This is a genomic window from Streptomyces sp. NPDC054813 (assembly GCF_053611365.1).
Map to the genome: position 1 here is coordinate 167,076 of NZ_JBSHAF010000023.1, position 21,919 is coordinate 188,994.

Annotated in this window: 17 protein-coding genes and 2 pseudogenes; 8 read left to right on the forward strand and 11 right to left on the reverse strand. The window is 70.5% G+C overall.

What is annotated here, in order from left to right:
• Nucleotides 1–100 precede the first annotated feature (100 nt).
• Together treY and glgX are read right to left on the reverse strand one after the other, a co-directional pair.
• Nucleotides 101–2,473: a malto-oligosyltrehalose synthase gene (treY, locus tag ACWGJB_RS36870; protein WP_453384401.1), complete on the reverse strand. Its 2,373-nt coding sequence runs from the start codon at nucleotides 2,471–2,473 to the stop codon at nucleotides 101–103.
• Nucleotides 2,474–2,630: 157 nt separating this feature from the next.
• Complete coding sequence (glgX, locus tag ACWGJB_RS36875; protein WP_453384402.1) at nucleotides 2,631–4,739, reverse strand: glycogen debranching protein GlgX; 2,109 nt, start codon at nucleotides 4,737–4,739, stop codon at nucleotides 2,631–2,633.
• A 196-nt stretch (nucleotides 4,740–4,935) separates the two neighbouring features.
• On the opposite strand from glgX, the gene ACWGJB_RS36880 reads away from it, so the two are divergent.
• The 4 genes from ACWGJB_RS36880 to ACWGJB_RS36895 all read left to right on the forward strand — a co-directional run bounded on the left by ACWGJB_RS36880 (nucleotide 4,936) and on the right by ACWGJB_RS36895 (nucleotide 9,334).
• Nucleotides 4,936–5,751, forward strand: coding sequence for a Tat pathway signal sequence domain protein (locus ACWGJB_RS36880; RefSeq protein ID WP_453384403.1), 816 nt, complete (start codon nucleotides 4,936–4,938; stop codon nucleotides 5,749–5,751).
• Nucleotides 5,752–5,851: 100 nt separating this feature from the next.
• Nucleotides 5,852–7,168, forward strand: coding sequence for a copper amine oxidase (locus ACWGJB_RS36885; protein WP_453384404.1), 1,317 nt, complete (start codon nucleotides 5,852–5,854; stop codon nucleotides 7,166–7,168).
• Between the two features lie 102 nt (nucleotides 7,169–7,270).
• Entirely contained in the window at nucleotides 7,271–8,512 is a 1,242-nt protein-coding gene (locus tag ACWGJB_RS36890) for an SAV2148 family HEPN domain-containing protein (RefSeq protein ID WP_453384405.1), read from the forward strand.
• A 102-nt stretch (nucleotides 8,513–8,614) separates the two neighbouring features.
• Nucleotides 8,615–9,334 carry an exonuclease domain-containing protein gene (locus ACWGJB_RS36895; protein WP_453384406.1) on the forward strand — a complete coding sequence of 240 codons (720 nt, stop codon included), beginning with the start codon at nucleotides 8,615–8,617 and terminating at the stop codon, nucleotides 9,332–9,334.
• 123 nt (nucleotides 9,335–9,457) lie between these two features.
• On the opposite strand, the gene ACWGJB_RS36900 is transcribed toward ACWGJB_RS36895, so the two are convergent.
• Entirely contained in the window at nucleotides 9,458–10,321 is an 864-nt protein-coding gene (locus ACWGJB_RS36900) for a phosphotransferase enzyme family protein (RefSeq protein ID WP_453384407.1), read from the reverse strand.
• Nucleotides 10,322–10,479: 158 nt separating this feature from the next.
• Here ACWGJB_RS36900 and ACWGJB_RS36905 point away from each other — a divergent pair.
• A pseudogene (locus ACWGJB_RS36905) lies at nucleotides 10,480–10,692 on the forward strand (hypothetical protein); the annotation flags it as partial.
• 241 nt (nucleotides 10,693–10,933) lie between these two features.
• Here ACWGJB_RS36905 and ACWGJB_RS36910 read toward each other — a convergent pair.
• Entirely contained in the window at nucleotides 10,934–11,122 is a 189-nt protein-coding gene (locus tag ACWGJB_RS36910) for a hypothetical protein (protein ID WP_453384408.1), read from the reverse strand.
• A gap of 64 nt (nucleotides 11,123–11,186) precedes the next feature.
• On the opposite strand from ACWGJB_RS36910, the pseudogene ACWGJB_RS36915 reads away from it, so the two are divergent.
• Both ACWGJB_RS36915 and ACWGJB_RS36920 read left to right on the forward strand, forming a co-directional pair.
• Nucleotides 11,187–11,327: pseudogene (locus ACWGJB_RS36915) on the forward strand (sugar ABC transporter substrate-binding protein); the annotation flags it as partial.
• A gap of 172 nt (nucleotides 11,328–11,499) precedes the next feature.
• Nucleotides 11,500–12,723, forward strand: a complete 1,224-nt coding sequence (locus ACWGJB_RS36920; protein ID WP_453384409.1) for an RNA-guided endonuclease InsQ/TnpB family protein — start codon at nucleotides 11,500–11,502, stop codon at nucleotides 12,721–12,723.
• 147 nt (nucleotides 12,724–12,870) lie between these two features.
• Here ACWGJB_RS36920 and ACWGJB_RS36925 read toward each other — a convergent pair whose 3' ends face one another.
• Nucleotides 12,871–15,120: an MMPL family transporter gene (locus ACWGJB_RS36925; RefSeq protein ID WP_453384410.1), complete on the reverse strand. Its 2,250-nt coding sequence runs from the start codon at nucleotides 15,118–15,120 to the stop codon at nucleotides 12,871–12,873.
• A gap of 382 nt (nucleotides 15,121–15,502) precedes the next feature.
• On the opposite strand from ACWGJB_RS36925, the gene ACWGJB_RS36930 reads away from it, so the two are divergent.
• Nucleotides 15,503–16,054 (forward strand): DUF1697 domain-containing protein, encoded by a 552-nt coding sequence (locus ACWGJB_RS36930; RefSeq protein WP_453384411.1) that lies wholly within the window; start codon nucleotides 15,503–15,505, stop codon nucleotides 16,052–16,054.
• A 404-nt stretch (nucleotides 16,055–16,458) separates the two neighbouring features.
• On the opposite strand, the gene ACWGJB_RS36935 is transcribed toward ACWGJB_RS36930, so the two are convergent.
• From ACWGJB_RS36935 to ACWGJB_RS36960, 6 genes are all read right to left on the reverse strand, one after another.
• Entirely contained in the window at nucleotides 16,459–17,196 is a 738-nt protein-coding gene (locus ACWGJB_RS36935) for a sirohydrochlorin chelatase (RefSeq protein WP_453384412.1), read from the reverse strand.
• An 8-nt stretch (nucleotides 17,197–17,204) separates the two neighbouring features.
• Nucleotides 17,205–18,083, reverse strand: coding sequence for an ABC transporter permease (locus tag ACWGJB_RS36940; RefSeq protein ID WP_453384413.1), 879 nt, complete (start codon nucleotides 18,081–18,083; stop codon nucleotides 17,205–17,207).
• On the reverse strand, nucleotides 18,070–18,855 hold the full coding sequence (locus ACWGJB_RS36945) for an ABC transporter ATP-binding protein (protein ID WP_453384414.1): 786 nt from the start codon (nucleotides 18,853–18,855) through the stop codon (nucleotides 18,070–18,072). Before ACWGJB_RS36945 ends, ACWGJB_RS36940 begins: the two co-directional genes overlap by 14 nt.
• A 35-nt stretch (nucleotides 18,856–18,890) precedes the next feature.
• Nucleotides 18,891–19,994, reverse strand: a complete 1,104-nt coding sequence (locus ACWGJB_RS36950; protein WP_453384415.1) for an aliphatic sulfonate ABC transporter substrate-binding protein — start codon at nucleotides 19,992–19,994, stop codon at nucleotides 18,891–18,893.
• Between the two features lie 222 nt (nucleotides 19,995–20,216).
• Nucleotides 20,217–21,554 carry a sulfate adenylyltransferase subunit 1 gene (locus ACWGJB_RS36955; RefSeq protein WP_453384416.1) on the reverse strand — a complete coding sequence of 446 codons (1,338 nt, stop codon included), beginning with the start codon at nucleotides 21,552–21,554 and terminating at the stop codon, nucleotides 20,217–20,219.
• Nucleotides 21,555–21,556: 2 nt separating this feature from the next.
• The coding region (locus ACWGJB_RS36960; protein WP_453384417.1) for a phosphoadenosine phosphosulfate reductase domain-containing protein at nucleotides 21,557–21,919 on the reverse strand (363 nt) is incomplete at its 5' end.

The window sequence follows — 21,919 nt, forward strand, 5'->3', positions numbered from 1 at the left end:
CGCGCGCCTTTACGGACGCGGCGGACGCCCGACGAGTTTCGGCAACCCCCCACCCCGGCCTCATATTCACCCGTACGAGTGAATATGCCCCTCGGTGCCCTCAGCGCCCGTCGTCTTCGTCGCCCCCGCCGTCGACTCGCTCCAGCAGCGCCACCGGCAGCCGCTCGAAAAGCTCGGCCACGCGCGCGCGCCCCGTGAACTCCCGCTCCGGCGCCAGCACGTCCGCCCACCGCCCAGGCGGCAGCGGCAGGACCGTGTCCCGCCAGCCGCCCGCCGCGGCCAGCCGCAGCGACAGCCGGGTCACCGCGGTGACCGCCTCCCCGGAGCGTGCGAACGCCAGACAGTGTGCGGCGGCCGGGCCCTCGGCCTCCAGCGGCAGGTACGTCGCCGTGTCGCCGAAGACGCCCGGGCGCCGTGCCCGCAGTCGCAGCGCCGCCGTCGTCACCGCGTCCTTCTCGCCCGGGTGCTCGGGCGGGAAGGAGACCGGCCGCCGGTTGTCCGGGTCCACCAGCGCCCGGAACTCGCCCTCCGTGCCCTGGTAGACGTCCGGCACGCCCGGCATCGTCAGATGGACCAGAGCCGTGCCGAGGATGTTCGCCCGGACCTGCGGCCCCAGCGAGGCCCGGAAGGCCGCCACGGGCTCTCCTGGCGCCCCGCAGGGCCCCGCCGCGACGAACGAGGCGACCGCCTCCTCGTACGGCGGCTCCTGCTCCGTCCAGCTCGTGTACAGGCCGGCCTCCCGCACATGCTTGAGCAGCGCACCCTGCACCCGCTCGGGGGACGCCGGGCCGAGCCCGAACACCGTCTGCCAGGCCGCCCACGCCAGCTGCGCGTCGGGTACGCCCGCCCCGTCCCGGGTCACTTCGGTCAGCACGTCCGCCCACTGCTCCGGGCACTCCGTCAGCACGGCCAGCGCCGCCCGGACATCGGCGCTGCGCTTGGTGTCGTGCGTTGTCACCACCGTCCCGGAGAGCGGCCAGTCGCGCTGCACGCGCGCGCAGTACGCGTGGAAGTCGTCGGGAGAGACGCCCGGGCTGCCGGGATCACCGCCCACCTCGGTCGCGGACAGCAGTGGCACATAGCGGTAGAACGCCGTGTCCTCCACGGACTTGGCGCGCAGCGCCGAGGAGGTCTGCGCGAAGCGCGTCCGGAACTCCGCGGGCCCGGGCCCGTCGTCCGCCGCGAGCAGCAGCCCGCGCACCACGTCCACCGCCCCGCCCTCCTCGGGCACCATGAAGGCGGACCCCGCCTCCTGCGCGGCCCGCTCGGTGACCACGGCACCCGCGTCACCGGAGGCGTACGGCCGGTACACCCGCATCCGTACCAGCAGCTCCTCCAGCGCGATGCGCAGCGCCCACGGCGCCCGGTCGCGCAGCGCGGGGTCCGGAGAGGTCGCGCACACGCGCGTGGCGACCCGGGTCAGCCGGTCCGTCTCGGCCGCCAGCTCGTGCGTGAGTACCTTGTACGCCGCCCGCCGTACGGTCGCCGCCCAGTCGCCGCCCCGGTCCGTCTGCGGGGCCGCGAACCGCCGGTACTCGCCCAGCAGTTCACCGGCGCCCGCGGGATCCGTGAACAAGCCGTCCACCTGCCGCAGCGCGTCGTACCCGGTGGTCCCCGCGACCGGCCAGCCGGCCGGCAGCCGCTCGCCGTCGGCCAGGATCTTCTCCACGACCGTCCAGCGCCCGCCGGTCGCCTCGTGCAGCTGCGCGAGATAGCCGTCGGGGTCGGCGAGTCCGTCGGGGTGGTCGACGCGCAGCCCGTCCACCACCCCCTCGTGCAGCAGCTGGAGGATCTTGACGTGGGTGGCCCCGAACACCTCCGGGTCCTCCACCCGCACCCCGATCAGCTCGGAGATGCTGAAGAACCGCCGGTAGTTCAGCTCGGTCCGGGCCAGCCGCCACCACACCGGGCGGTACCACTGGGCGTCCAGCAGCTGCGGCAGCGGCAGGTCCGCGGTGCCCTCCCGGAGCGGGAAGGCGTGCTCGTGGTAGCGCAGCACGTCGCCGTCGACCACGAGCTGCCCGAGGACCTCGCCGACCGGGCCGCCGAGCACCGGCATCAGCAGCTGCCCGCCCTGTGCCTCCCAGTCGATGTCGAACCAGCTCGCGTACGGCGACTCGGGGCCCTCCCGCAGGACCTTCCACAGGGCGTGGTTGTGCCGGGGGGACATGGCCATGTGGTTCGGCACGATGTCCACGACCAGCCCGAGACCGTGCTCCCGCGCGGTCCGCGCGAGGGCGCGCAGCCCCTCCTCGCCGCCGAGTTCCTCCCGCACGCGCGCGTGGTCGACGACGTCGTAGCCGTGCGTGGAGCCCGGGACGGCCTCCAGGACGGGGGAGAGGTGCAGGTGGGAGACGCCGAGCGAGGAGAGGTACGGCACGGCGGCTTCGGCGGCCGAGAAGGGGAAGTCGGGCTGGAGCTGGAGGCGGTAGGTGGAGGTGGGCACGGTGGCGGGGATTCGCTCGGCTGTCATGGAGACCTACGTACCCGCCCCGCCGGATTCTCTGTCACCGGGTACGGCAGAGCGCCCCGTAGGGGCGCGGGGCTGTATCCATGTGCGGCTCCGCCGCGTGGGCGCGACCAGCCCCCGCCGGCCCGCACCCGTACAACAGCCCACCGGAGCGCGCCCCCTACGCCGGCCTCTTCAGAACGGTCAGGCTCCGCCCCACCAACGTCAGCCGTGCGCCCCCGTCCACCTTCGGACCGGGCGGCACCTCCTCGGCCCGGGCCGTGTCCACCACCACCTCCCACTGCCGGCCGTGGTTCACCGGCACCAGGAACTCCAGCGGTTCCGGCGAGGCGTTGAACATCAGCAGGAAGGAGTCGTCGGCGATCCGCTCCCCGCGGGTGCCCGGTTCCGAGATCGCGTTGCCGTTGAGGAACACCGTCAGGGCCGACGCCTGTGCCGACCCCCAGTCCTGCTGGGCCATCTCGTGGCCCTCCGGGGTGAACCAGGCGATGTCGGAAAGCTCGTCGTGGGTGCCCTCCACCGGGCGGCCGTGGAAGAAGCGGCGGCGCCGGAAGACCGGGTGCTCCTTGCGCAGCCGCGCCATCGCGCGTGTGAAGGCCAGCAGGCCGCTGTCGTCCTCGGGGGCCGGCCAGTCCACCCAGGACACCTCGTTGTCCTGGCAGTACGCGTTGTTGTTGCCCTGCTGCGTGCGCGCGAACTCGTCGCCGTGGCCGATCATCGGCACGCCCTGGGAGAGCATCAGCGTGGCGACGAAGTTGCGCATCTGCCGCTCGCGCAGTTCGAGGATCCCGGGGTCGTCGGTGTGTCCCTCGACCCCGCAGTTCCAGGAGCGGTTGTGGCTCTCGCCGTCCCGGTTGTCCTCGCCGTTGGCCGCGTTGTGCTTGTCGTTGTACGACACGAGGTCGTGCAGGGTGAACCCGTCGTGGCAGGTCACGAAGTTGATGGAGGCCAGCGGGCGGCGGCCGTCGTCCTGGTAGAGGTCCGAGGAGCCGGTCAGCCGGGACGCGAACTCCGCGAGCGCGCGCGGCTCGCCGCGCCACAGGTCGCGCACGGTGTCGCGGTACTTGCCGTTCCACTCGGTCCACAGCGGCGGGAAGTTGCCCACCTGGTAGCCGCCCTCGCCCACGTCCCAGGGCTCGGCGATCAGCTTCACCTGGGAGACCACCGGGTCCTGCTGCACCAGGTCGAAGAACGACGACAGCCGGTCCACCTCGTGGAACTGCCGGGCCAGCGTCGCCGCGAGGTCGAAGCGGAAGCCGTCGACGTGCATCTCGGTGACCCAGTAGCGCAGCGAGTCCATGATCATCTGGAGGACGTGCGGGGACCGCATCAGCAGGGAGTTCCCGGTGCCGGTCGTGTCCATGTAATAGCGGGGGTCGTCGGTCAGCCGGTAGTACGACGGGTTGTCCAGACCCCGGAAGGACAGCGTCGGGCCCAGATGGTTGCCCTCGGCGGTGTGGTTGTAGACCACGTCCAGGATCACCTCGATCCCGGCCTCGTGCAGCGCCCTGATCGCCGACTTGAACTCCAGGACCTGCTGGCCGCGGTCGCCCCAGGAGGCGTACGCGTTGTGCGGGGCGAAGAAACCGATCGTGTTGTAGCCCCAGTAGTTGTTCAGGCCCATGTCGACCAGCCGGTGGTCGTTCACGAACTGGTGGACCGGCATCAGCTCCAGCGCCGTGACGCCCAGCTCCGTCAGGTGCTCGATGACGGCCGGGTGCGCGAGACCCGCGTAGGTGCCGCGCAGCTCCTCGGGCAGGCCCGGGTGGCGCATGGTCAGGCCCTTCACATGGGCCTCGTAGATCACCGTGTGGTGGTACTCGGTGCGCGGCCGCCGGTCGTCGCCCCAGTCGAAGTACGGGTTGATCACCACCGAGGTCATGGTGTGCGGGGCCGAGTCGAGGTCGTTGCGCTTGTCGGGGTCGCCGAAGTGGTAGCCGTACACCTCCTCGCCCCAGCGCACCGACCCGCTGACCGCCTTCGCGTACGGGTCGAGCAGCAGCTTCGCCGAGTTGCAGCGCAGCCCGCGTCCGGGGTCGTACGGGCCGTGCACCCGGAAGCCGTAGCGCTGCCCGGGCATCACCCCCGGCAGGTACGCGTGCCGGACGAAGGCGTCGCTCTCGCGCAGCTCCACCGCCGTCTCGGAGCCGTCGTCGTGCAGCAGACACAGCTCCACTCGGTCCGCGGTCTCCGTGAACACCGCGAAGTTGGTCCCGGCGCCGTCGTACGTGGCACCGAGCGGATATGCCTCTCCAGGCCAGACCTGCATGAAGTCGACTCTTCCAGGTGTGCATTGCGCGTGGGGGCGCCTTGGTCATGAGTCTGCCCGAAAGTAATGGAACCCCAGGTGACTTACGCCCCTCTTACCCGGCGACCAGTGCACACAGCGGCCCATGTGGCGAAGTGTGCCGAACCAGTGGGGCAAACACGTACTCCCTGTGACCAAGGGGGAGTAGGGGGAAGATGTGCGCAAGATAGTGCACCGCCATCTGGGCAAAGTGGTGGCCGGTGCGGGCTTGGCGGTTGCGGGGACCGCCGTGATGGTCGGGATCACCCTGCCGGGTACGGCGGGGGCAAACGACTCGGGAGGGAGTGACGGGACAGGCGCGGTCGCCGCTCGGCAGGCCGGGCAGGGCACGGACGCCGTCAAGCCGGGCGTGGTGGAGCAGGCGCCGGCCGAGGGGAAGAAGGGCACGGGCAGCGACCCGCTGACCGACGACGAGACCAAGCGCGTCGAACAACTCGCTCTGACCAAGCAGATGTTCAACGCCGGGGAGAACGTCGAGGGCCGGCGCGGCCCGCAGCGGATCAGCGTCGACCTGGCCGAGCCGAACGCGAACGAACTGGACGCCACGAACGCGCCACGGCGCGCGGACGTGACGTTCTACGACTACCGGGACGACAGCCTCGTGACCCGGACCGTGAATCTCGACACCGGCAAGGTCGAGCAGACCACCACCCGGCAGGGCGTCCAGCCGCCGCTCAGCCACGACGAGAACGTCGAGGCGCTCCAGCTGCTCGTCGCCGACCCGCTCGGCGCCGGCCTGAAGGCGGACTTCAAGGACGCCACGGGTGAGGACCTCACCTCCCCGGAGCAGCAGCTGCTGCTCAACAGCGCGGTCTACCGCGCCACTCCGGGCGCCCAGCCGGCCGCGCTCGACAAGTGCGGCGAACACCGCTGTGTGCGGCTCTTCCCGAAGGTCAAGAACGGGCCCTGGATCGACGCCCGTTCCCTGATCGTCGACCTGAGCGCTCGCAAGGTCGTCAAGCTCGGCCGCTGAGCCGCTGAGCCGCTGAGCCGCTGAGCCGCCGGTCCCGTTCGCCTTTCCCGAACTCCTTCTCCTTTTCGACTGCATCTCCCGCACGAGGAGTCACTTCGTCATGCACCCGAACAGAATCCGCCGCGCCCGCCGGACGGCCGCCGTAGGCCTGTCCGTGGCCGCGCTGGCCGCCGGCGCGACCACCGCGGCCGGACCCGCCGCCGCCCAGCCCAAGCAGGCCGCCGCGCCCGCCGCCGACTGCTCCGCCGCCTACCGGATCGAGCAGAAGCTCTCCACCGGCACCACCTGGCGGATGTGCTGGCGCTACGACAGCAAGGCCGGACTGGTCCTGGAGCACATCTCCTACCAGCCCAAGGGCGAGTCGGCCCCCATCAAGGTCCTCTCCAGCGCCCGGCTCGGCCAGATCGACGTCCCCTACGACGACGGCAGCGTCGAGTACGACGACCTGACCGGCTTCGGCTTCGCCCAGGGCCTGGTGCCGCTCGCCTCGGCCGAGTGCCCCGGCGGCACCATCAAGACCGTCAAGGTCCCCGACGCCTGGGACCCGGCCCACCCGAACGTCAACGGCCTGTGCACCACCACCCGTTCGCGCGGCCACGCGTACCGGATGCAGGCCGACACCGGCAACCGGGTGTACCAGCAGCAGGGCAAGGACCTGCTGGTCTACACCGTCAACAAGGTCGGCTGGTACGAGTACATGACCGAGTGGCGGTTCCAGGACGACGGCACCATCAACATGAACGTCGGCGCCACCGGCAGCCTCTCCCCGGGCGACTACGACGCCGGGGACGGCCGCGGCTGGCCGATCGGCAAGGGCGCCCACGCCTACGCGACCAGCCACGCCCACAACGTGTTCTGGAAGCTGGACTTCGACCTCGACGGCTCCTCCAAGAGCCGTGTCGAGCAGTACGACTCGGTGGTCAGCGCACCCGCGCACGGCCAGGAGGCGCCCACCAACAAGACCACCCGCACCAACGTCACCAAGGAACTCGCCGGTGACTCCAAGAACATGCGCTGGTGGCGGGTGGTCAGCACGGCCGGCAAGAACAAGGACGGGCACGCCCGTTCGTACGAGATCGTCCAGGGCGCCACCAACAAGTACCCGGGTCACGGTTTCACCAAGCACGACGTCTACTTCACCCAGTACGACAAGTGCGAGCTGTTTGCCAGCAACAACCCGGGTTGCGCCAACGGGCACCCCAAGACCGTCGACCAGTGGGTCAACGGGCAGACCCTCACCAACCCCGTGGTCTGGGTGAACGTCGGTTTCCACCACATCGCGCGCGACGAGGACCAGCAGCCCATGCCGGTCCACTGGCAGGGCTTCTCCATCGCCCCGCGGGATGTCACCGCTATGAATCCGCTCACTCCGGCCGCCCTCGCTGATCAGAACGGACAGCCCGGAAACGGTAGTTGAGAAACGACCTGTCCATCCTGCTGCACCGCCGACCGCTCCCGGAGTACCCTTCCTTGATCGTTGGCACGGGGAAGGTTCGGGGGAGCGGAAGGCGGTGCACGGGTGGGCTCGGGAGGCCTGGAGCTGCCCCCTGGTGACGAGGGTCACGAGGGGAACTCCACAGACGTCCCGCCCGGCGCGGTGTCCCTGGCCCGGCCGATGGACGCCTCGGGCTCCATCGGGCCGGAGCTGGACTGGGACGCCGACGCCTGGCTGGAGGTGCGTACGCGCGCCCAGCGGGCCGGCCGTGCCTACATCTGGCTGAACCTGGTCGAGCAGCGGCTGCGTACGGTCGTGGCCGCCGTGCTGCGGCCCATCTACGAACCCGTCCACGGCGACGAGTGGGTGGTCGCCGCGGCCGGGCCCGCCGGTCAGGAATGGGTCCAGCGGGCGGTCGCGGTCCGCGAAGTCAGCCGTCGCAAGGGCTACTTGCTGGACCCGGCCGACGACAACGTGATCAGCTTCCTGACGCTGCCGCAGCTGCGCGAGCTGATGGTGCAGCACTGGCCCTGCTTCGAGCCGTACTTCGACGAACGCCGGGACGTCGAACTCGCCCTCGACGAGCTGGAGGTGACCCGCAACGTCGTCTCCCGCAACCGGGCGCTCTCCGAGGCCGTCCTCAACCAGGCCGAGCGGGCCTCCGCCCGGCTCCTGGAGATGCTCGGCGCGGGCGGTGACGTGCCCTCCGCACGCCGGCTGCCGGTGGACGCGGTGGAGGACCTGGTGGGCGACCGCTACGCGGACGTCGTCGCCGTCCACCCCGACCGGGTCCGGCTCATGCGTCAGTTCCCGGCCGAGGACCTCTTCGGCGGCGCGCGCCGGCTGGACGCCATCGGCATCGGCCTCAACCTGCTCGTGCAGAACTTCTCCGGCCGCCGCCTTGTCCGGCTCGCCGGGACCGGCTGCCGGGTCCGGCTGCTCTTCCTCAACCCCGCCTCCAGCGCGATCAAGCGCCGCGAGCGCGAACTGGGCATGAAACGGGGTGAACTCTCCCGCTCGGTCGAGATGAACATCCTCCACATGCGCCGGGTCCGCTCCCGGCTGCGCGATCCGGGCGCCTTCGAGATCCAGGTCTACGACGACACCCCGCGCTTCTCCGCCTACCTGGTCGACGGCGACGGCGCCGACGGGGTCGGGATCGTCCAGTCCTATCTGCGCGGGGCGCGGGGCATGGAGTCGCCGGTGCTGGTCCTGCGCAACGGCGACAAGGTGGTCAAGTCGGACGACGTCCTGGAAGCGGGACTCTTCCCGACATACCGCGAGGAGTTCGAAATGGCTTGGGCGGATTCGCGCCCTGTGTCCTGAGACGGGTGCGACGGTAAGCGGAACGCGGTCCTCTGATTGTCAGTGGCGCATGCGAGGGTGGAGACCACTGGGGGAAAGCACCACCAAGAAGGGGGACCGCCCATGGGCTGGCACCAAGAGCTCCTGATCGGCTTCGATCTGGAGACGACGGGTACGGATCCGCGCGAGGCGCGTATCGTCACGGGCGCCGTGATCGAGGTCAGGGCCGGGCAGGAGCTGGGCCGCCGCGAATGGCTGGCGGATCCGGGCGTGGAGATCCCGGCCGACGCGGTGGCCGTGCACGGCATCAGCAACGAGCGGGCGGCGGCCGAGGGCCGCCCGGCCGACCAGGTCGCCGACGCCCTCGCGGACGTCCTCACCGGGTACTGGAAGACAGGCGTCCCGGTCGTCGCGTACAACGCGACCTTCGACCTCACCCTGCTCTCCGCGGAGCTGCGCCGGCACGGCCTGCCGTCCCTCTCCGACCGCCTCGGCGGCCTCGACCCCGCGCCGGTCATCGACCCGTACACCATCGACCGCTGGGTCGACCGCTACCGCCGTGGCAAGCGCAACCTCGAAGCGGTCTGCGCCGAGTACGGCATCACCCTCGCCGCCGCCCACAACGCGTCGGCGGACGCCCTCGCCGCGGCGCGCCTGGCCGGGGCCATAGCCGAGCGCCACCCGAAGATCGCGGCGCTGGGGCCGGCGGAGCTGCACCGGCGCCAGGTGGAGTGGTACGCGGAGTGGGCCGCGGACTTCCAGAGCTTTCTGCGCCGCAAGGGAGAGGCCGGCGCGGTGGTGGACGGGGCGTGGCCGCTGCGGGAGCTGGCCGAAGCGGTCTGAGCGTTCCGCTGCAAGTGCCGAGATGCGCCGTCGGTCGTCTGCGGCTTCGTCGTGGCTGGTCGCGCCCACGCGGCGGTAGCCGCACATCCAATACAGCCCCGCGCCCCTGCGGAGCGCTGGTGCTCAGAAGGGATACCAGCGCACCGACTCGTCGCCCTCCCGCAGCGACGCCACCCGGCGCTCGAACTCTTTCAGCGCCTTCGGGTTGCTCGGCGCGTGTTGGGCGACCCACGCGCAGCTCGCCGTCTCCCGGGCCCCGCGCAGCACTCCGCACCCCGCCCACTCCCGCACGTCCCACCCGTAGGCCTCGACGAACGAGTCGTAGGCCTCGGCGGGCAAGCCGTACCGGTCCCGGGAGAGCGCCATGACCACCAGGTCGTGCTCGCGCAGGTCCGAGGAGAAGGTCTCCAGGTCCACCAGCACCGGACCGTCCGGACCGACGTGCACATTGCGGGGCAGCGCGTCCCCATGGATCGGCCCCGGAGCCAGCTGTGGTGTCAGCGCGGCCGCGGTCGCCGCGAAGCCGTCCCGGCGCTCCCGCAGATAGGCCGCGTCCACGGGGGCGATCGCGTCGCCGGCGAGCCGCAGCCAGCGCTCCACACCGCCCAGCAGCTCGCGGGGCGGCAGCGCGAAGGGAGGAGCGGGCAGCGCGTGCACGATCCGCAGGAGTTCGGCCAGATCGCGCGGCTCGGCGGGCCGTACCGGATCCGCCAGCCGGTGCCACACGGTCACCGGGTGGCCGTCCACGAGCCGCGCCTTCGGCTCGGCGGCCCGTACGGCCGGGACGCCCGCCTCCGCCAGCCACCCGGCGATCTCCAGTTCTCGCCGGGCCCGGTCGAGGAGTTCGGCGTCCCGGCCGACCTTCACCACCAGGTCGCCGGCGGCGAACACCGCGTTCTCGCCCAGGGCGAGGAGCGGGGCGTCAGCCGCCGCACCGGGCAGCACATCCGCCGCGGCCAGTACGTCCCGCGCCCTTGCCTCGTCCATCGTCCGCCTCCGTGTCCGTTCCCGGTGCCCGCGCGCCCCCGCGGCTGTGCGGGTGCACACGGCGCCCTCTTCTCGCCATCCGCCGGCCAGTCTCGCATCCACGGAGGTAGCGGCGGGTGGTGCGCGGTGCCTTGACGAGACAACCTGCCTTCACGACCATGACCGGGTCCGACCGGGCCGCGCAAAGGGGGGATGACGTGGCATTGGCGACGAACGTGGCCACCGTGCGGCGACCGGCCGCCGCACGCCTGACCGGCCACGGCGCCTGGTTCCTGGTTCTGCCGGCCCTGATCCCGATCCTCGTCCTGAGCGTCGGTCCGCTGCTCTACGGGATCCTGCTGGCGTTCACCGACGCCCAGTCGGGCCGGACTGGGGCCTTGACATCCTCCCCCTCTTGAAAGAGGGGGATTCCAACCCAGGCGGGTTGAGGTTCACGGGAGCTCGAACGGCTGGTGGCCGTTGTCACCCCTCCGGCACCGGCTGTTCGCCGGGGCGGGAGATCCCGCCCTGTCCTGCCGAGACGTTGATGCTTGAGTTCTCATCGGCGTTGCAGGTGAAGCCGCAGGACACGCAGACGAAGTCGGCTTGCTTCTTGCGCGACTTCTTCTCGATCTATCCGCAGGCACTGCACCGCAGCGACGTAAAGGGCGCGGGCACATCCTCGGCCCGGACCGGAGCCTTCTGCCCCGTGCGCCGCCTCAGCAGGCCCCACCCCTGAGCGAGGATGCCCCGGTTCAGCCCGGCCTTCTGCCGGACGTTCTTGCCGGGCTGCTCGACGGTTCCCTTCGCCGAGCGCGTCATGTTCTTGATGCTCAGCTTCAAACCGCACCAGACAGCACGACTTGGCGAGCATCGTGCTGGTCTTCTCGCGGTCCGCGGCTACCCGGAGTGGAAGGACAAGGTGGCCACCCCCGCCCTCCAGTCGTACTACAGCGGCGCCATCGGCCTCGACGAACTCCGCCACCGCCTGGGGAAGGACGGCAACCTCGTCCTCGCCCGCTACCGGGATTCATTCGCAGTGCTCCGGCCTTCAGGCCGGGGGAGGAGCGAATCTCGTGGTGGCGACGCGGAGCGTCGCGGTGTTGTCTCGGCGGAGTCGGGCAGTGCGGGGCTCAGGTGACATCTCGCACGCATGTTCCTGGCGACAGTGGATGTTCGGGCTCTTTAGGGTGATTGGCATGCAGCTCCGGTACGCGTTCAGGCTCTACCCGAATGCCGGTCAGCGCACCGGGCTGGGCAGGGCGTTCGGGTGTGCCCGGGTGGTGTTCAACCACGCGGTCCGCGTCCGTGAAGACGCGCGAAAGGCTGAGCAGCCGTTCCCGACGGCCGGTCAGCTGTCCCGGAAGCTGATCACCGGGGCGAAGCGGACGAAGGAAAGGTCCTGGCTGGGTGAGGTGTCCGCAGTGGTGCTGCAGCAGTCCCTGAGGGACGCCGAGAGGGCGTACCGCAACTTCTTCACCTCCCTCAAGGGCACGCGCAAGGGACCGAAGGTGGGAGCGCCACGGTTCAAGTCCCGTAAGGACGCCCGGCAGTCGATCCGGTTCACCGCCAACGCCCGCTGGAAGATCACTGACAGTGGCCGTCTGGACCTGCCGAAGATCGGCGCGGTGAAGGTGAAGTGGTCCCGCACGCTGCCCACCACGCCGTCCTCCGTCACCGTCGTCAAGGACGCGGCCGGCAGGTATTTCGCCTCCTTCGTCATTGCCACCGACCCTGCCGTTGACCAGGCGCGAATGCCGGAGACCGACCGCACCATCGGCATCGATCTCGGCCTCGCCCACTTCGCGGTCCTCTCCGACGGCACGAAGATCGACTCCCCGCGTTTTCTGCGGCGCGCGGAGAAGAAGCTGAAGAAGGCTCAAAAGGAGCTGTCCCGCAAGCAGAAGGGATCGAAGAACCGGGCCAAGGCCCGCCTCAAGGTTGCCCGCGCCCACGTCAAGGTCGCTGATGCGCGCCGTGAGTTCCACCATCGGCTCTCCATGAAGCTGATCTCCGAGAACCAAGGGATCGCCGTGGAGGACCTCTCGGTGGCGGGACTGGCCCGCACGAAGCTGGCCAAGTCGGTGCACGACGCGGGATGGTCCGCGTTCATCAGCATGCTGGAGTACAAGGCGGAACGGTACGGCCGCACCCTGGTGAAGATCGGCCGGTTCGAGCCGACGAGTCAGGTCTGCTCCACCTGCGGCATCAAAGACGGACCCAAACCCCTGAGCGTCCGCGAATGGACCTGTACCGCCTGCGGCACCGTCCACGACCGGGACCACAACGCCGCACTCAACGTGAAGACGGCCGCCGGACTGGCGGTATCGGCCTGCGGAGCGCCGGTAAGACCTGGAGCGATCCCGGCACAGCGCGAAGAAACAGGAAGCCACGGATTCGAGACCGGAAACCGTGCCGCGTAGCGGCACAGCGACGATCGAGAAGGCCAGAATCCTCGCCATTCAGGGCGAGGAGCAAGTCAACAGCGCTGAGCACCCGTGTGCACCGAACAGGGCCCGTTGGCTCCCCCGGAGGCCAATAGACCCTGTGTCAGCGGGCGTTGTCCGGGCTCAGACCGGCAGCCGGTCCTGCTCGCCCCGGGTCACCGGCGGCGCCACCGGCTCCGGCGACTCGTCGTGGGTCAGGTCCGGCAGCCGGTGCAGCCAGCGCGGCAGGTACCAGTTGCGCTCGCCGAGCAGGGCCATCACCGCCGGGAGCAGCACGCCCCGGATGACCGTCGCGTCGATGAGGACCGCGACCGCCAGGCCCACGCCCATCTGCTTCATGGACTGCATGGACAGCGTCCCGAAGATCGCGAACACGGCGACCATGATGACGGCGGCGCTGGTGACGACCCCGGCCGTGGTGACCACCCCGTGCTGGATCGCGTCCCTGGTGGACCGGCCGCGCAGCCGGGCCTCGCGGATCCGGGAGACCACGAACACGTGGTAGTCCATCGACAGGCCGAACAGGATCACGAAGAGGAACAGCGGCAGCCAGCTGACGATCGCGCCGACGCCCTCCGCGCCCACCAGGGAGGCACCCCAGCCGTGCTGGAAGACGGCGACCAGGACGCCGTAGGCGGCGCCGACCGAGAGCAGGTTGAGCAGGATCGAGGTGATCGCGACCGTCAGCGACCGGAACGACAGCAGCATGAGGAGGAAGGCGAAGACGACCACGAAGGCGAAGACCGGGACGACCGAGCCCATCAGCTGGTCGTTGAAGTCCTCGTTGCCCGCGACGTTCCCGGTCACCGGCGCCTGCACCCCGTCGACCTTGCCGAGCGTGGCGGGCCGTACCTGGTCGCGCAGCTTCTCCAGGCTCTTGCCGGCCTTGTCCAGGTCGGAGCCGCCGACCAGCGGTACGGAGATCAGGGCGACGTTCTGGGCGTCGTGCAGCCTGATGTCGACCGGGCCGCGCGAGGCACCCGAACTGATCGCCTGCTCCCGGAAGTCGGTCAGCGCCCGCTTGACCTCGGGGGCGTTGATGTCCTTCGCCCTGACGACCACCTCGGCCGGCTCGGAGCCGCCGGGGAAGGCCTGGTTGACCCGGTCGTAGGTCTGCACGATCGGCAGCGACCCGCCGAACTCCTGGTCCAGGGTGAGCTGTGAGGTCTTCATCCCGAGGGCGGGTGCGGCGACCGCGAGCAGCGCGCCGACCGCGACCAGCGCGGAGACCAGCGGCCTGGCGAGCACACCCCGCAGTACGGCGCTCCAGAACCGGCTCTCGGAGGGGCCGTGGGCGCGCCCACGGCGGCGCAGGAACGGGATCCGGCCCTTCTCGACCCGCTCGCCCAGCAGGGAGAGCAGGGCGGGCAGGACGGTGACCGAGCCGACCATGGCGACCGCGACGACCATCAGGGAGGCCAGGCCCATCGCCTCGAACTCGGCGAGGCCGGTGAACAGCATGCCCGCCATCGCCACGCAGACCGTGACACCGGAGACGATGATGGCCCGGCCGCTGGTGGCGGCGGCGATCCGCAGCGCCGCGCCCGCGTCCCGGCCGGCCTCCCGCTCCTCGCGCTCCCGGCGCAGGTAGAACAGGCAGTAGTCGACGCCGACGGCCATGCCGACCAGCAGCATCACGGAGTTGGCGGTGTCGCTCATCGGCTGCAGATGGCTGACCAGGCCCATCAGGCCCATCGTCGCCATGATCGCGGTGATCGCCAGGCCGACCGGCAGCAGCGCGGCCACCAGTGCGCCGAAGGCGATCAGCAGGATGCCGAAGGCCACCGGCACGGCGGAGTACTCGGCCCGCTTGAAGTCCTTGCCGAAGGCGTCGCCGTACTGCTTGTCCATGCTGGCGCCGCCGATCTCCGCGATCCGCAGCGTGCCGTGCGCCTTCTGCACCCCGGCCACCGCGTCCAGCACCGGCTCGACCCGCTCGGCGGCGGTGTCCGCGTCGCCGCGCATGTCGAACTGGACCAGCGCGCTGCGGCCGTCCTTCGAGATGGTTCCGGTGGCGTACGGCGAGGTGATGTCCGTGACCTTGCCGGTGCCGTCGACCGCCTTGACGACCTCCGCGACGGCGGACCTGAACCCGGCGTCCGTGGTCTTGACCGACGGGTCCTTGGACTGGATCAGGACCGTCTCGGCGGCCGGTTCCTTGATCCCCGCGTCGTCGATGATCTTCGCTGCGGTGTGGGTCTCGCCCTTGAGCTGGTCGCTCTCGTCGACGTCGACCCGGCCGGCCGCCGAGCCGAGTCCCATCGCCAGGACGACGAACAGTACCCATATGCCGACGGCGGCCCAGCGGTGCCGGGCGCTCCAGCCGCCGGCCCGGGCGGCCAGGCCCCGCACCCGCGTGTCTCCGTTCCCCATGACGGGATTGCCCCCTCGTGTGCGGTGACGGCCCCGGCCGCCACGATCTCTTCACGACTTCCTTCGTTCGATTCGAAGGTATGGGCCGGATAAGACCGACTCCTCGTGCTGTCCGGTGAAGTGCGGCGGCCGGCTCTCATCGCCTGGGAGGATGTCGGGCCCCTACATCTATCGACCGATCTCGGGGGTGATGATCAGGGCTGTCCCTTCCGACGACCGGGATCCGCTTTGTGATTACAGAACCTTGTTGAACAAGTCACAGGTGCGTGTAGGAGTTGATCCGGAGCGGTCCGATCGGCCAGAGTTTCGGGCAGCCCGGCATGCCCGGCACGGCCGTCGTGCCCACCCCCACGGGGCACGACGGCCGTTCTAAGGTGTTCGAATGACGATGTATGCGGCACTGCTGCGCGGGATCAACGTGGGCGGCCGGAAGAGGCTCCCGATGGCCGAGCTGCGGGCGCTCATGACCGGCCTGGGGTACGCGTCCGTACAGACCTACCTGCAGAGCGGGCAGGCCGTCTTCGCCGATGTCCGCGGGGACACCGAGTCGCTGGCCGCGGAGCTGGCCGGGGCGATCGAGGAGCGGTTCGGCTTCCCCGTCGACATCCTGGTCCGCGACCACGCCTACCTGAAGGCGACCGCCGGGGCCTGCCCGTTCCCGGCCGCCGAACTGGAGGCCAGGCAGCTGCACGTCACCTACTTCTCCGCGCCGGTCGCGCCGGAGCGGTTCGCGGACCTGGACCCCGCCGCCCACCTCCCCGAGGAGTTCCGGCTGGGCGACCGCGCGCTGTACCTGTACGCCCCGGACGGCCTCGGCCGCTCCAAGCTGGCGGAGGCGCTGTCCCGGCCGCGGATCAACAAGGGGCTGATCGCCACCACCCGCAACTGGAACACGGTCGTCAAGCTGGTGGAGCTCACCGCCCCGGAAGCGTGACCGTCCGCAGGCCGAGGAAGGGCGCCAGCGAAAGGCCAGGTCCACGGCGTCCGCGGACGCCCAGGGGGAACATCCCGCCGACGCCGAGTTCGTATACACCAGCGGCGAGGCCCTCCGGCACATCGGGCGCAACGGCCTGGGCCAGTGGAGGGATGAGCCGCGCCACCGGATCGCCGCCGCCGAGGGCACGACGATCACCCGGTCAACTGCCCAATAAAAACAAGTTGTTGACAACTGAAACAGTAAAGCCCCTGGTGTGACACGTTCGCGGGGCGCGACGCTGAAGTAAGAGCCGGCCGTGGCGGTGACGCTCGCGAGAGCCCCGCCGTGGGCCGGCCGTTCGCGGTCCGACGTCACAGGGGAGCGCCGGACCGCGAACCCCCTCGGACCGAACGCCGGACCGCTCAGGCCCCCACGGCCGCCAGGGCGGGGGTGCGGGCCGCGTCGTACCGCTCCAGCAGCACCCGCGCCACCTCGGGGGCCGGGCCGAGCACCTCGGCCAGCACGTCCGCCTCCGCCGCGCCCCGCGCGATCCGGTCGGGCAGGAAGCCGGGGGCGAGGACGTAGGGGGCGACCGCCACCCGGGCACAGCCGAGCTCCCGCAGCTCCCGTACCGCGTCCTCGGTGCGGGGGAGGGATGCGGAGGCGAACGCGGGCCGCACGGCGCACCAACCGGTGTGCCGCCACTCCCGCGCGATTTCTGCGATCACCGCGATCGCCTCCGGGTCGCTGGACCCCGCCGAGGCCAGTACGACCCCGGTCGAGGGTTTGTCGGCGGGGGTCAGCCCCGCCTCGTGCAGCCGCCGTTCGAGGGCCGCCAGGAGCAGCGGGGACGGGCCGAGCACCTCCGCCTGCCGGATCCGCAGCCGCGGCGGCGCGTCCCGCAGGACGGCCGGGATGTCCGCCTTCGCGTGGAACGCGCGGGTGAGCAGCAGGGGGAGGGCCACGACATCGCGGACGCCTTCCGCCGCCAGGGACTCCAGCACCCCGTGCACCGAGGGGATGTTGAAGTCCAGGAAGCCGGTCTCCACGCGCAGCCCGGGCCGCAGCGACCGTACCCGCCGTACCAGGGCGTGCACGGTCGCCGCGTGCCGCGGATCGCGGCTGCCGTGGGCGATGACGACGAGGACCGGCTTGCTCATGGGCTACCTCAGCTCTTCACCAGCAGACCGCGGCTGCGCAGCACCCACCGCTCCAGCGGGCTGAAGATCAGCAGGTCGATCGCGATGCCGACGAACAGGATCAGGATGATGGCCTCGAACACCATGGCCATGTCGCTGGCGGTGCGCGCGTTCTCCAGCAGCTGGCCGAGGCCCACGCCGAGGTCCGGGAAGCTCGCGATGATCTCCGCCGCCATCAGCGAACGCCAGGAGAACGCCCAGCCCTGCTTCAGGCCCGCCACATAGCCGGGCAGCGCCGCCGGCAGCACCACGTGCCAGATGCCCTTCACTCCCGTGGCGCCCATCGTGCGTCCGGCGCGCAGGAACAGCGGGGGCACCTGGTCGACACCGGAGACGAGACCGTTGGCGATGGAGGGGACCGCGCCGAGCAGGATCACCGCGTACATCATCGAGTTGTTCAGGCCCAGCCAGATCACTGCCGGCGGCACCCACGCCACCGACGGCAGCGACTGGAGGCCGGACAGGATCGGGCCGATGGCCGCGCGCACGAACTTCACCCGGGCCACCAGCAGACCCAGCGGGGTGCCGATGACCAGCGCGAAGAGGAAGCCGAGCAGGCCGCGGCTGACACTGGTCCAGATGTAGCCGAGCAGGTCGCCCTTGAGCCAGGCGTCCTTGAACGCGCTGCCCACCGCGGCCGGCGAGGGCAGCTTGGACGGGTCGTCGACGACCGGGACGAGGAGCGTCCAGACCACGAGGACCACGGCGAGCGCGATGATCGGCGGCAGGATCTTGGCGGTGAAGACCTGCCGGAAGGTCGGGCGGCCGGTGGCCGACGTCTCCAGTGCGTCCAGGCCCGCCTCGACACTTCCGGCGTCCTTGGCCGCGGTCGTCTCAGTGCTGGCCATGACGGCGGATCTCCCCACGCAGTACATCGGTGATCTCAAGGGACAGTTCGGCCACGGGAGCGTCCTCGATCCGGCGCGGCTGCGGGATGCCGACCGTCCACTCGCGCGCTATCCGGCCCGGGCGGGACGACAGCAGGATCACCCGCTGGGCGAGCCGCACCGCCTCGCGCACGTTGTGCGTGACGAACAGGACGGAGACCCCGGTCTCCTGCCAGATACGGGTCAGCTCGTCGTGCAGCACGTCCCGGGTGATGGCGTCCAGGGCCGAGAACGGCTCGTCCATCAGCAGCAGGTTGCTCTCCTGGGCGAGTGCCCGCGCCAGCGCCGCACGCTGGCGCATACCGCCCGACAGCTCGTGGACGCGCTTGCCGTACGCGCCCTTCAGCCGGACCAGTTCGAGCAGCTGCTCGGCCTTGGCACGGCGGTCGTTCTTGGGAACCCCCCTGAGCTTCAGGGCGAGTTCGATGTTCTTGCCCGCGGTAAGCCACGGGAAGAGGGCGTGCTCCTGGAACATCAGGGCGGGCCGCCCGTCCGTCGCGATGGAGCCCGCGGTGGGCCGGTCCAGCCCCGCCACCAGGTTCAGCAGCGTGGACTTGCCGCACCCCGAGGCCCCCAGGAGGGTGACGAACTCACCCGGCGCGACATCGAGCGTGATGTCGTCCAGGACGAGCTGCTGCCCGCCGGGAGTCGCGAAGGACTTCGAGACGTGCTCAAGGCGTGCCGCGTGCTCCACCGACTCGCCGGCCTTGGCGAGTGTCGTGGTCGTGGCCATGGTCGTCACCTCCTGGGAACGCGTCGGGACCGGGGTCAGCTGCTGCCGAGACCGGCGGCGTCGACCGTGCTCGCGCCCTCGGCCTTGAGGACCTTGTTGAGGATCGTCAGGTCGTAGATGTTCTTCAGCAGCGGGTCGGTGAGCAGACCGGCCTTGACGGCGTGCTCGGCCTCGGTGTTGAGGGTGGAGGCCAGCGGGTCGTCGGTGAACTGGATCGACGACCAGGCGGAGTTCAGGACGTCGTCCGGCAGCGCCTTGCCGGAGTCGACCGCCAGCTGCTTGTTGGCGGAGGCCTTCGCCGCGTCCGGGTTGGCGTTGATCCACTTGTTGGTGTCGACCGAGCCCTTCAGGACCGCCTCGACGACCTTCGGGTGCTCCTTCAGGAACTTCTGCGACACGATGATGTTCGTGATCACGAACTTCTTGTCGGGCCACAGCGTGGACTCGTCGAGCAGCACCTTGCCGCCCTCGGCGACCAGCTTGGACGCGGTCGGCTCCGGCACCCAGGCGCCGTCGATGGAACCGGCCTTGAAGGCGTCCGGGGTGATCTTGTTGTCGGTGCGGACGACCGTGACGTCACCCTTGCCGCTCTGCGCGTCGACCTTCCAGCCCTGGTCGGCGATCCAGTTGAGGAACGCCACGTCCTGCGTGTTGCCCAGCTGAGGCGTTGCGATCTTCTTGCCCTTGACGTCCTTCAGGGACTTGATCTTCTTCGGGTCGACGACCAGCTTCACGCCGCCCGACGCCGAACCGCCGATGATCTTCAGGTCGGTGCCGTTGGACTTGGTGTAGCCGTTGATCGCCGGCGAGGGGCCGATCCAGCCGATGTCGATGGACCCGGAGTTGAGCGCCTCGATCTCCGAGGGGCCGGCGTTGAAGATCGCGTACTTGGCCTGGGTGGCGCCGAGCTCCTTCTGGAAGAAGCCCTTCTGGTTGCCCACCAGCGCGGTCGCGTGGGTCAGGTTGCCGAAGTAGCCGATCTTGACGGTGTCGAGGCCGTCGATCTTCTTGGCACCGGCGGCGACCTTGGCGGTGTCGGTCTTGTCGGAGTCCGACCCGTAACCGCAGGCGGCGAGGGCGAGCAGGGGAAGCGCGGCTATCACCGCGAGACTGCGGCGGAAGGCTTTTGTTGCAGGCACGGGAGGTGTTCCTCTCGGAGGCCCGGCGGTCACGGTCTCTCAGGTCGTGGCCGGGAGGTCGGCAGGTCTGCGTCTACGGCGGTGGGGGGTGAGGGCGCGCAAGCGGTGCGCGTACGTCAGCGCACACATCGCGCCACTCCGCCCTGCCCGCTGCCGAGGCTGCCGCTGCCGACGCGGCCGCCCTCCTTGGCGAACGTGGAGTAGTAGTCGGTGGAGTTCATGTCAGAAGTCCCACCCGTCGTCCTCGGCCTCGTCCTTGACGGGCTCGGGGGAGGCGAACGACTCGCCGACCATGCCCGCGGTGAGCGTGGTGCCGTCGGCGGGGTCGATCAGGATGAACGAGCCGGTGCGGCGCGAGTCGGCGTAGGAGTCGACCGGCAGCGGCTCGGCGGTACGGATCTTCACCCGGCCGATGTCGTTGGCGATGAGCTGCCCCGGGTGCGGGTGCAGGGACAGGTCGTCGAGCGTGAGCCGGGACGGGATGTCCTTGACGATCGCCTTGACCGTGCGGGTGCCGTGCTTGAGCAGTACCCGGTGCCCGACGGTCAGCGGCTGGTCGGCCACGTGGCAGACGGTCGCCTCGACCTCCTGGGTGGTCGGCGGGGCGTCCTTCGTGGGCACGATCAGGTCGCCGCGCGAGACGTCGATGTCGTCGGTGAGCAGGAGGGTCACCGACTGGGTCGTCCAGGCCGAGTCGACCGGCTTGCCAAGGAGGTCGATGCCCGAGATCGTGGTCGTGCGACCGGAGGGCAGGACCGTGACCGGCTCGCCGACGTGGAAGGTGCCGGCGGCGATCTGGCCGGCGTAGCCCCGGTAGTCCGGGTGCTCGGCGGTCTGCGGGCGGATCACGTACTGCACGGGCAGCCGGGCGTGGCAGTGCGCCAGGTCGTGGCTGACCGGGACGGTCTCCAGGTGCTCCAGGACGGTCGGGCCGCCGTACCAGTCCATGTTCGCGGACGGCTCCACGACGTTGTCGCCGACCAGCGCCGAGATCGGGATCGCGGTGACCTCCGGGACGCCCAGCTCGGTCGCGTACGCCGTGAACTCCTCGGCGATCCCGGCGAAGATCGCCTCCTGGTAGCCGACCAGGTCCATCTTGTTGACGGCGAGGACCACGTGCGGGACGCGCAGCAGGGCGGCGATCGCGGCGTGCCGGCGGGTCTGCTCGACGACCCCGTTGCGGGCGTCGACCAGGACCACGGTCAGCTCGGCGGTGGAGGCACCCGTCACCATGTTGCGGGTGTACTGCACATGGCCGGGCGTGTCGGCGAGGATGAACCGGCGCTTGGGAGTGGCGAAGTAGCGGTAGGCCACGTCGATGGTGATGCCCTGTTCGCGCTCGGCCCGCAGCCCGTCGGTGAGCAGGGCGAGGTCGGGGGCGTCCTGCCCGCGCGAGGCAGAGGCGCGCTCCACGGCCTCCAGCTGGTCGGTGAGGACCGACTTGGAGTCGTGCAGCAGCCGTCCGACGAGGGTGGACTTGCCGTCGTCGACCGAACCGGCGGTCGCGAAGCGCAGCAGGGTGGTCTCGGCCAGACCGAGTTCCGTGGTGGTCGTGCTCATCTCTAGAAGTACCCCTCGCGCTTGCGGTCTTCCATCGCGGCCTCGGAGAGCTTGTCGTCGGCGCGGGTGGCGCCGCGCTCGGTGAGCCGGGAGGCGGCGATCTCGGCGATCACGGCGTCCAGCGTGCCGGCGTCGGAGTCGACGGCACCCGTGCAGGACATGTCACCGACGGTCCGGTAACGCACCTGGCGCTTCACGACGGTCTCGCCGTCCTTCGGGCCGCCCCACTCACCCGCGGTCAGCCACATCCCGCCCCGCTGGAAGACCTCACGCTCGTGCGCGAAGTAGATCTGCGGCAGCTCGATGCCCTCGCGGGCGATGTACTGCCAGACGTCCAGTTCGGTCCAGTTGGAGAGCGGGAAGAC